Origin of the sequence: Sulfurivirga sp., from assembly GCF_015490265.1 — a bacterium.
Taxonomy (GTDB): domain Bacteria; phylum Pseudomonadota; class Gammaproteobacteria; order Thiomicrospirales; family Thiomicrospiraceae; genus Sulfurivirga.
In genome coordinates this window covers 1-8,522 of the sequence record NZ_WFYD01000102.1, presented here as the reverse complement: position 1 = coordinate 8,522, position 8,522 = coordinate 1, and the positions used below count along the sequence as shown (strand labels likewise).

Below are 8,522 nucleotides of genomic sequence, written 5' to 3'. Positions count from 1 at the left end.
GATCACGCACGAACGCCATCCGCCTGCCCCTGTCCGGCTTGAGCACATCCATCGGCAGATCCTGCACCGGGTCACGCTCGCACCACCCCATGCCGACCCCAAACCGGAACGCCCGGCTCGCATAACTGCGCACCTTGTGCATCGTATTGATGCTGCCCTGCGCCTCCATCCGCCTGAACACCTTCAGCAGGTCAGCTGCCCGGATCTCATTCACCGGCATTCCACCGATCACCGGAAGCAGATGCTTCTCACAGCGCGCCTGCACATCCCGCTCATAGTCCCCCGTCCACTGATCCCGCGCGTGTTCAAACCAGGCACGCCACACATCCCTGAACAGCATCACATCCGGCTCAGCCTCAGCAGTCACATCCTGCCGGAACAGCGCATCTGCCGGGTTAACCCCACGGGCTAGCAACGCCTTCGCCTCATCCCGCATCTGCCTCGCCTGCGCCAGCGACACCGCCGGATACTCACCCAGACTCAGCATCGTATCCCGACCCTGCCACCGATACCGGTAGCGCCAGAACTTCTTGCCACTGGGGCGCACCTCGATACGCAGGCCATCCGAGTCCAGTACCCGATAAACCCGGTCTTTCGGCTTCAGAGACTTCAACTTTACGGCAGACAGCATAGCGTTACCCGCATACGCCACATTGCGATTTCGTTACCCGCAATATTACCCGCACCTGATCGTGATGCAACGGAGAGAATGATAAGGTATGGAAAGAAAGGAAAGCCGTAAGACTTTGATTTGTGGTGATTGTGAGAGCTTATGATGCAATATCAGGGGGAGATTGGAGGCCGGGGCCGGACGCAAATCAACTTAAATATCAAATACATGAAAATGCATGGACAAATGTTAACCGCAACATTACCCGCGTTATGCCGTTTACTTCCATGTGCTCTCCAAGACCAACAAGAGCGATTCTACCCGCTCACCACACGAAGCTTCATCAGTTCGTAGTTCAGCTCCTGCCGGGCGATGCGGACGAACTGCTCCCGTGCCTGGGGGATGAGGCGCTGGATGATCTCTTCCATGTCCTCATGCACTTCCACCGGCACGAACTTGATGGGATAGGCCTTGTCTGTGCTGCGAACGAGCACGGCCTGTTTCTCATCCCCATAGCGGGCAATGAAGGAACCGGCCACCTGCTGGCGCTGGCCCTTGGCGGTGAACCTGGCCCCACCCTTCCATCTGCGCTGCCAGCGCGGATTGCGGAAGTAGTGGGCGGGCATGTTGGAGGTGCCGATCCACAACCACGCCTGCCCGCCCTTGCGCTGTTTGACGGTGATACGCTTTGTCTGGGCCAGCAGGCCCACGCGCTTGAGGCTCAGTTGCTCGTAAACCGCACGGGAGAGTTTGCCTTTGAGCCAGCGGGCGGTTTTGCGCACGGCCCGGTTGACGGCCCGGATCACCGCCTTTGAAGCCTGCGGGCCGAATGACTGAATGGCTGCGACCTTTTCCGCCACATCATGGTCGGAATACAGGTCGAAGTCCAGCCGCATGCCGGGTCTTACAGCCACTGTCCGCCCTCCTCGCCATGGCCATCAACAGGGGCCAGTTCAATCTGGACGACACCCGGCTGCACGGCATGGCGGGTACGCTCGACCGGCTGCCAGTCGCGCCCATCGATGCGCACGGTGCCGGTGATGCTGTCTGCGTCCTGCTCGCGCACATGGATGATCAGATACTGCAGGCCTGCATCCACGGCCCGTCTGCCGCCCTTGAACAGCACATCCGGCCTGTCATGGCGCTGGACAATGACCTGAACCGGGCCGGTGACGGTTTCCACAGGTTCGCCCAGATGGGCGAAGGCGTGGTCGGTGGCCCGCTGGCGGATGATTGCGATGCTCATGTGCCCTCCTTACAAAAAGGCCCGCACGGGGCGGGCCACATGGCTTCCGGTCAGGCCGGTCAGGCCGTCAGCTTGATCACCGCCCGCGGGCGGGTGCAGATGTTGAGCGGGTTGGACTGGGCTTCCAGCTGATAGCCCTTGTTGAAGTCCATCGGCTCCATCTTGGCGTAGTAGGGCAGGCCTACGGTATTGACCGTCTCCACATAGTCCGCCGGTGCATAGCGGGTGATGAACAGCTCCGCCACACCGGTCGGGAAGGCATAGGCCTGTCCGTCCGGCACCTTGACATCGGTGGTGCCGCGGTAGCGGATGAAGCGCACGCCGTTGAAGACGAACTCGGTCAGAATCGCCTCACCACGCAGCTGGGCGGCGGCGGAATAGTTGAGATACGCCTCCTTCACCTTCGGATGCACGATCAGCGCATCGTAGAACTGCGGGGAGCAGATAACGGTGATGCCGTCATAGGCCAGCCCGCCCAGCGCATTCTCAATCTCATCCAGCACCTGCTGAATCTTGCCGGTCACCTCGGTGGTGTCGGTGGCCAGGGCGAAGTTCACCGTCTTCTGGCTGACGCCGAAGGTGGAATACAGGCTCACCTGATTGCCCGCCGCGTCATAGTACTTGCCCATGATGGCGGACAGCCGGTGGGACTCGATGGTGTACTCCAGATTGCGCTTCATGATGGACAGGCGGCGGCTGATCACCTGCTCCAGCCCTTCCAGCTGGTTTTCGGTGCCGAAGGCGCGCACATTCTGCACTTCGGCGGCCAGGATGGTGGCCCGCTGCGGAATATGCGGCACCGCCATGGAGACGATCTTACGCTTGCTGTCGTTGACATTGGCCGCAGGCGCACCGCGCGGGGCCACCTCCACCAGGCTCAGCACGCCCTCATACTGCTCGATCACGGCAGTGGTGGTGGTGATGCCATCCTCCTGAAACAGCCCCAGCTCACCGATACGGCCCGGCTTGTAGGGCAGCTCGTTGATGCTGGCGGTCAGCTTCGTCAGAGTGAAATGGTTGGTCAGATCAAGCATGGACATCTTCTTCCCTCCTTATCGCACGATCACATGGCTGGCCGCCAGATCATCCTTCGCCGCCGCCACATCGCCCACCAGCAGGCTGCCGTCCACCTCCGCCAGCCGGGTGATGGCCACCGCCTGACGGTTGGCGGCAGACGCATCCACATTGTCCAGCAGCACGCCGACGGCAGTCTGCGTACCGTCTGTTGCCGCCGGATCAAACGCCTTGAACAGACCGGTGGAGCTCTCCCGACCCAGAATCGTGCCCGCCTCATACAGCGCCGCACGCTTTTTCAGCGTCACACTGTCGCGGGAGATGGCCCCCTCCCCTTCACTGATCAGGAACTCGCCGGGGCGCTTGCCTTCCTCAATCATCACATCAGCCCTCCATTACGCTTGCTGTAAATCACTGCCGGGTCGATCCGCGGAACATCCTCCGCAGCCACCAGATCGCTGGAACGGGCGGACTGGATCTCCGGCCCGTCGGTGGCCACCAGCTCCATCAGGTCGGCGCGCACCTGCTCCACCTCCACCCCGGCGGCAATGAAGTCTTCCGCCGCCTCCGGCACGCCTGCGGCGGTGCAAAGCGCCCGGACAGTGGCTGCATAACGGGCCTGATCCTGCGGATCGGCTTCCGGCTCAGCCTGGGTGCCATCTTCCACGGCGGGCGCATCCTGCACCTGTGGGCGGGTGTCATCATCCTGCGCTGCCACCTCAAGATACCCGGCATCAGCAGCCGGAGCCGGGGCCGCAGGTTTCGACTCCGGCCCGCCGCGCATGAAGATGTCCATGGCCTCCGCAAAGGGCACAATTGCATCGGCAAAGCCGGTGCTGATGGCCTTCACGCCCCGGAAGGTGGCCGCTTCAGTGGCACGCACGGCCTCCGCATCCAGATTGCGGTTGCGGGCCACAAGGGCGACGAACATCTCATACAGATCGTCCACCTCCGCCTGAAAACGCGTGCGCGCCTCATCGGACAGGGGCTGGTGTGGATTGCCGTCCACCTTGTGCTCACCGGCATAGATGTATTCCACCTTCACGCCCATGCGCTCATTCAGGCCGGACTGGTCAATGTGGTAGCTGACCACCCCCACACTGCCCACCACACCGGTGCGGCTGACCAGAACCTGGCTTGCGCTGGAGGCAATGGCATAGGCAGCGGAGGCGGCCATGTCATCCACCACGGCGGTAATCAGCTTCTGCTCACGGGCCTCAAAGATGTGATCTGCCAGATCGAACAGCCCCGCCACCTCACCACCGGGCGAGTCGATGCGCAGCACAATGTGGCCGACCGACGCATCGTTCAGCGCAGCATCAAAGGCCTCGCGGATTTCCCCGTAGCTCAGGGGCGAACAGAACCCGGTCGGGCGGCTGACCAGCGGGCCGGAAATGTCCAGCACCGCAATGGCACCCCCCTCTTCCCGCTCGATGCGGGTGAGGATGCCGGCGCTGTCTTCCTCGGCTTCCCCGCCCAGTGCGGCCACCGACTCAGGCCGCAGCCAGCCTGCCACAATGGCCGCCCCCACATCCGCATGCACCGCAAGCGGGGTATTGAGTGCCCGGCTGTGCAAAAGCTCCACAAAGTCGCCCCCGCGTCTGCGGCGGAACAGCCGCGCCAGCGCCTCGAAGGGTTTAGAATTGGACATGGAACAGCTCCCTGCAATGTTCGGGAGCAGGATGGCACAGGCGCAGGATGTGCGCCTGTGGGTGGGTGTCATCATGGAGATCCGTTGGCCGCCGCCTTGTCAGCATTGCACTTGCGCAAGGCTGCCTCATAGTCGGCAATCAGCCGCAGCAGTGCGGCATTGTCGGTTCCAGTGAGCACCGGATAGGGTGTGGGTTCAATGTGTGGTGTCGGGCAGGCGGTGATGACCTGCGGCGGCGCGCTCTTCGGGCAGCTGGCGCAGCCGGTCAATAACCACGGCAGGCAGAGGCTGGCGAGCCCAGCGGCGATAGTCTTCCGGCCCATTGTCCTTCCCCTCCTCGATTTGCATGATGACGCGAGCCCGTTCCTGCTCGATTGCAGCCCGTGCCCTGGCCTGCTGGCGCAGGCGACGCTCGTAATTGACCTGCATCTGTTCCAGCGCGGCAACGGCCTTGCGATGAGCCTCAATACGTGCCCGCTCCCATGCCGCGCGCTCCCTTTCCAGCATAGCGGTCGCTTCGGCATGCTGACTCTTCTCCAACAGCGCCCAGAACAGCAGAGAGAACACCACCCCGGTACAGACCATTGCTCGAATCATCATTACCGCCGCCCTCCGCTGTTGACATAGAAGCCGAAAAAGGCTGCCGCCGCCCCCACCACCGTAGAGACGAACGCCGTCTGGTTGCCGGTCGGATCAGGCTGGGCCATGTACCACTGCACCACATCCCACATGGCCACCGCATAGCCACCCACGGCCAGCCGGGGGATCAGGCGGAAGCGGTCAATGAGCCGGGCGGCAATAAGCCAGCGGCGCATCAGTAGCTCCACACACGAGGGCGAAGGTCTCCCTCCAGATCGTCCAGATGGATGAAGCGGCGCTCATAGGGGCCGCGCTGCGCAATGCCGATGCCGGTGAATCCATATTCAAGCGCGAGCTGCACCAGCCGGTAGGCCTCCTCGCCGCTGATCAATACATCCACCGCGCGGCCCGTGGTGTGGGGGCCGGTCAGTCCCGTATGGCTGACCCGCGCGTTGTAGTCCGGACATCTGTAGGCGCTGGACAGCCGCATGGGCTTACCAAAGGCCTGCCTGAGCCGTTCCAGACGGGCCATAAAGGCAGCATCCATGTAACACCGCCCACAGCCGCAATGGCATTGCAGCTCACTCCGGGAAAAGTGCGTGCTGTGGTCAACTCTTCTGCTCATGTCACCCCCCTGCCACAAAGGCCCGGCCCGCAATCACACCGCCGATCACCACCGTCAGCACGATCCACACCGCACGGGTCAGGTTGGCCTCCACCCGGTCAATGCGCTGATGGGCGCGGTTGGCGGAGGCCAGCACCTTCTCAAACTGGGCCCGCGCCTCCTCACGGCTGCGCACCTGTTCCATCTGAATTTCCGTCAGCACCTTCAGGTTCTGATTGACCGCATCCAGATCCTGCTCGATACGGCCCAGCATCATTTCCTGCCGCAACTGGCTCTCTTCCAGCTTCTTCAAGCGCTGATAGACATCATCCGGGTAACCTCCCTGACTCACCGGTCACCTCCATCCAGTCCCAGTTCCTTCTCCCGGCGGGCGTCCGCCGCACGCTCGGCATCGACCTGCTCCACATCCCGGCCACGGCCGGCCACCACGCTCTGGCGGGAGTCCAGCCCGGCCTCGATGGTGGCCACCATCGCCTGCACATCCTGCAACGGGTGAATGTGCGGCCAGGCCTGGGTGCGCCACTCAGCCCTGCGCCAGCGGGCGGGTGCCCGGGCGTAGCCGGGCATCTCCACCGCCCCCGCCAGCACCGCCGCATCAACGAATGCGTGCCAGACGGGACGGCACACCTGCCGGATGAACACCTGCTGCTCCTGCTCAATGCGGCGGCGATACTGATTGATCAGGCTGCGCCAGATGCGGTCGTTGATCTCCTTGTAGTCGCCGGTGACCAGCTCATAGGGCACGCCGAGCCCTGCCGCGATGCCCAGAAGCTGCTGGCGCACGAAGTCGGTATAGCCCTGCCCGGTCTGGTCGCCGGGAAACAGCTCAATGTTCTCACCGGGCATGAGCGTGGCGAAGGAACCGGGCTGGGTTTCCATCACCGGCGTGGCATCCTCTTTCAGCGGCTCGCCGGTCAGCGGGTCAAACAGCCAGTCGGATTCCTCCACATACTCCGGCTGCGGGCGGGTAATCACGCCCGTATAGGCTGCCCGCTGCTTCTTGCGCTCCAGCTCGGCATCGTCATAGGCGTCAAAATGCCAGGCGCGGGTCATGGCAGACAGCATCACCGGTTCCCCGCGTATCTGTCCGGGGCGAGAGGGGATGAAGTGGTGAATCACCTGTTCGGCAGGCACCCGCACCGGATTGTCCGCCACCTGCTGGGTGAAGGACGCATCCAGCGGATGCACCCGGTAGAGCCAGTAGGCGACCCGACGGCCCAGTTTGTTGAATTCAATGCCGGAGATAATGCGGTTGCCGTTTTTAAGGGTCTGATTCAGCGTCAGCGGGCAGTAGTCCGCCTCCAGCACCTGTATCTGCACCGGCACGGTCAGCCCATCTTCCGGCCTGCGGCGGCGGATGCGGATGAAGACTTCTCCGCTTTCCCGCCGGGCGCGGGCGATCAGCGCCTGCAATGCATAGAAGCCGTGAATGCTGTCGGCGTCGGCTTCATACTGCCATTCGCGCCAGAGACTCAGCAGTTCATCATTGATGGCCTCATCGTCTGTTGCGGGCCGGGGGCGGATGCCGGTGCCGATCTCATTGGCCACATCGGCCTGAATGCCATTTCTGATCCACGGGTTATTGCGCAGCAGGTGGCGGGCGCGGTGGCGCAGAATGTCCAGCTCGCCCAGCACATGGGCATTGGGGCCGGAAGCGGTGGCCGGAAAGTCGGACAGCCTGCGCCCGGTGCTGGCCGCGTCATACAGACCTGCCCGGATGGGCAGCCCGTCCGGGCCCACCAGCTGCGGGCGCACATTCAGTCTGACCATGCGCATCAGTAGCCCCTCCGGAACCGGGCAGGCCACACCATGCGCCGCCGGGCGCCGGTCAGCCGTCCCAGCTGCTCCTTCACCTGCGCAATGGCACTGTCCAGCTGGCGCATGGTGGCCTGCGCATACTGCACCGTGGTGTCGCCGAATCTCACCTCCACCACCCGCTCGCCGGTGAGCAGCTTCAGTCTGGCTGCCTCAAGAGCGGAAAGCTGTTGCCGCAGTTCGTCTGCCGTCATGGTGTCGTCCGCATGGTTGATGCGCACAGCCTACCGGTCAGGAAGGCAGAAAGCCTGTGGGCGGGTGTCATGAGGATGTGACTGGTTCAGTGAACTACAATATGGTAAGATGGGGATATGGAGTTCGAATGGGATGAGGACAAGAGCCTGCGCTGCCTGAATGAGCGTGGTTTCGACTTTGCTTATGCCGCTCAGGTGTTTTTCGATCCTGAGCGTCTGATTGAGGAAGACACCCGTTTTGAATATGGCGAGCGCCGTTTCAGGGTAATAGGGTGTATCGAGCAGCGGCTGTTTGTCGTCATCTACACACCTCGCGGAAGGGCCATCCGCATCATTTCAGCCAGAAAAGCCAACAGACGGGAGATCAGACGCTATGGGAAAGACTGTGCGCGTTCGCATTCAACCGGGGCAGCCGGTGGGGCACATTGACACCCGCAAGGTCGATGCCACAACGGAAGCGGACATTGCCCGCCATATGGCGGAAGATGAGCGGGAAGCCATGCAGGATGCGGCCCGCTACGCCCGGCGTGTGCGCAGGAAACTGGGGCTGAGCCAGCGGGAATTCGCCCGCCGCATTCATGTATCCGTGGAGACCGTGCGCAACTGGGAGCAGGGAAAACGCGTGCCCACCGGCGCGGCACAGGCGCTGCTGCGTGTGCTGGACAAGGCACCGGAAGCCACTGCCGTGATCGAGCAGTATGAGGGCGTGCTGAGCCTGGTGGAGGTGGCCCCGCGCGGTGCGCCTGCGGCCAATGTCAACGACAGCAAGCGTAAGATCGTCTCCATGG

General features: G+C 62.9%; 15 protein-coding genes. 2 read left to right on the top strand and 13 right to left on the bottom strand.

Going from position 1 to position 8,522, the window contains the following annotated elements:
- From F8K16_RS06890 to gpW, 13 genes are all read right to left on the bottom strand, one after another.
- On the bottom strand, positions 1 to 631 hold a 631-nt coding region (locus F8K16_RS06890), incomplete at its 3' end, for an integrase arm-type DNA-binding domain-containing protein (RefSeq protein ID WP_294948587.1).
- A 296-nt stretch (positions 632 to 927) separates the two neighbouring features.
- The gene (locus F8K16_RS06885) at positions 928 to 1,524 is read right to left on the bottom strand and encodes a hypothetical protein (RefSeq protein WP_294948585.1); all 597 of its coding nucleotides are present in this window, start codon (positions 1,522 to 1,524) and stop codon (positions 928 to 930) included.
- A complete protein-coding gene (locus F8K16_RS06880) occupies positions 1,515 to 1,856 on the bottom strand; it encodes a hypothetical protein (RefSeq protein ID WP_294948583.1) in 342 nt (113 codons plus the stop codon). The genes F8K16_RS06885 and F8K16_RS06880 overlap by 10 nt, the downstream gene beginning before the upstream one ends.
- 59 nt (positions 1,857 to 1,915) lie before the next feature.
- A complete protein-coding gene (locus F8K16_RS06875) occupies positions 1,916 to 2,896 on the bottom strand; it encodes a major capsid protein (protein WP_294948580.1) in 981 nt (326 codons plus the stop codon).
- 12 nt (positions 2,897 to 2,908) lie between these two features.
- Entirely contained in the window at positions 2,909 to 3,250 is a 342-nt protein-coding gene (locus F8K16_RS06870; protein ID WP_294948590.1) for a head decoration protein, read from the bottom strand.
- Positions 3,250 to 4,521 carry a S49 family peptidase gene (locus F8K16_RS06865; RefSeq protein WP_294948578.1) on the bottom strand — a complete coding sequence of 424 codons (1,272 nt, stop codon included), beginning with the start codon at positions 4,519 to 4,521 and terminating at the stop codon, positions 3,250 to 3,252. The genes F8K16_RS06870 and F8K16_RS06865 overlap by 1 nt, the downstream gene beginning before the upstream one ends.
- Before the next feature lie 71 nt (positions 4,522 to 4,592).
- Entirely contained in the window at positions 4,593 to 4,790 is a 198-nt protein-coding gene (locus tag F8K16_RS09275; protein WP_367122854.1) for a hypothetical protein, read from the bottom strand.
- Positions 4,717 to 5,121 (bottom strand): hypothetical protein, encoded by a 405-nt coding sequence (locus F8K16_RS06860; protein ID WP_294948575.1) that lies wholly within the window; start codon positions 5,119 to 5,121, stop codon positions 4,717 to 4,719. Before F8K16_RS06860 ends, F8K16_RS09275 begins: the two co-directional genes overlap by 74 nt.
- Positions 5,121 to 5,336: a hypothetical protein gene (locus F8K16_RS06855; RefSeq protein WP_294948573.1), complete on the bottom strand. Its 216-nt coding sequence runs from the start codon at positions 5,334 to 5,336 to the stop codon at positions 5,121 to 5,123. The genes F8K16_RS06860 and F8K16_RS06855 overlap by 1 nt, the downstream gene beginning before the upstream one ends.
- Complete coding sequence (locus tag F8K16_RS06850) at positions 5,336 to 5,725, bottom strand: D-Ala-D-Ala carboxypeptidase family metallohydrolase (RefSeq protein WP_294948570.1); 390 nt, start codon at positions 5,723 to 5,725, stop codon at positions 5,336 to 5,338. The genes F8K16_RS06855 and F8K16_RS06850 overlap by 1 nt, the downstream gene beginning before the upstream one ends.
- Position 5,726: 1 nt before the next feature.
- Positions 5,727 to 6,056: a hypothetical protein gene (locus tag F8K16_RS06845; RefSeq protein ID WP_294948567.1), complete on the bottom strand. Its 330-nt coding sequence runs from the start codon at positions 6,054 to 6,056 to the stop codon at positions 5,727 to 5,729.
- The gene (locus F8K16_RS06840) at positions 6,053 to 7,501 is read right to left on the bottom strand and encodes a phage portal protein (RefSeq protein ID WP_294948565.1); all 1,449 of its coding nucleotides are present in this window, start codon (positions 7,499 to 7,501) and stop codon (positions 6,053 to 6,055) included. Before F8K16_RS06840 ends, F8K16_RS06845 begins: the two co-directional genes overlap by 4 nt.
- Positions 7,501 to 7,734 carry a gpW family head-tail joining protein gene (gpW, locus tag F8K16_RS06835; RefSeq protein ID WP_294948563.1) on the bottom strand — a complete coding sequence of 78 codons (234 nt, stop codon included), beginning with the start codon at positions 7,732 to 7,734 and terminating at the stop codon, positions 7,501 to 7,503. Before gpW ends, F8K16_RS06840 begins: the two co-directional genes overlap by 1 nt.
- 117 nt (positions 7,735 to 7,851) lie before the next feature.
- Here gpW and F8K16_RS06830 point away from each other — a divergent pair, with 117 nt between their 5' ends.
- Positions 7,852 to 8,163, top strand: a complete 312-nt coding sequence (locus F8K16_RS06830) for a BrnT family toxin (RefSeq protein WP_294948561.1) — start codon at positions 7,852 to 7,854, stop codon at positions 8,161 to 8,163.
- On the top strand, positions 8,108 to 8,522 hold a 415-nt coding region (locus F8K16_RS06825), incomplete at its 3' end, for a helix-turn-helix domain-containing protein (protein ID WP_294948559.1). The genes F8K16_RS06830 and F8K16_RS06825, both read left to right, overlap by 56 nt.

Coding starts and splice junctions, on each gene's coding strand:
- F8K16_RS06855 (WP_294948573.1), bottom strand. CDS start 5,336: ATGCGCCGCTGGCTTATTGCCGCCCGGCTCATTGACCGCTTCCGCCTG.
- F8K16_RS06850 (WP_294948570.1), bottom strand. CDS start 5,725: ATGAGCAGAAGAGTTGACCACAGCACGCACTTTTCCCGGAGTGAGCTG.
- F8K16_RS06870 (WP_294948590.1), bottom strand. CDS start 3,250: ATGATTGAGGAAGGCAAGCGCCCCGGCGAGTTCCTGATCAGTGAAGGG.
- F8K16_RS06840 (WP_294948565.1), bottom strand. CDS start 7,501: ATGCGCATGGTCAGACTGAATGTGCGCCCGCAGCTGGTGGGCCCGGAC.
- F8K16_RS06880 (WP_294948583.1), bottom strand. CDS start 1,856: ATGAGCATCGCAATCATCCGCCAGCGGGCCACCGACCACGCCTTCGCC.
- F8K16_RS06875 (WP_294948580.1), bottom strand. CDS start 2,896: ATGTCCATGCTTGATCTGACCAACCATTTCACTCTGACGAAGCTGACC.
- F8K16_RS06860 (WP_294948575.1), bottom strand. CDS start 5,121: ATGATGATTCGAGCAATGGTCTGTACCGGGGTGGTGTTCTCTCTGCTG.
- F8K16_RS06830 (WP_294948561.1), top strand. CDS start 7,852: ATGGAGTTCGAATGGGATGAGGACAAGAGCCTGCGCTGCCTGAATGAG.
- F8K16_RS06865 (WP_294948578.1), bottom strand. CDS start 4,521: ATGTCCAATTCTAAACCCTTCGAGGCGCTGGCGCGGCTGTTCCGCCGC.
- gpW (WP_294948563.1), bottom strand. CDS start 7,734: ATGACGGCAGACGAACTGCGGCAACAGCTTTCCGCTCTTGAGGCAGCC.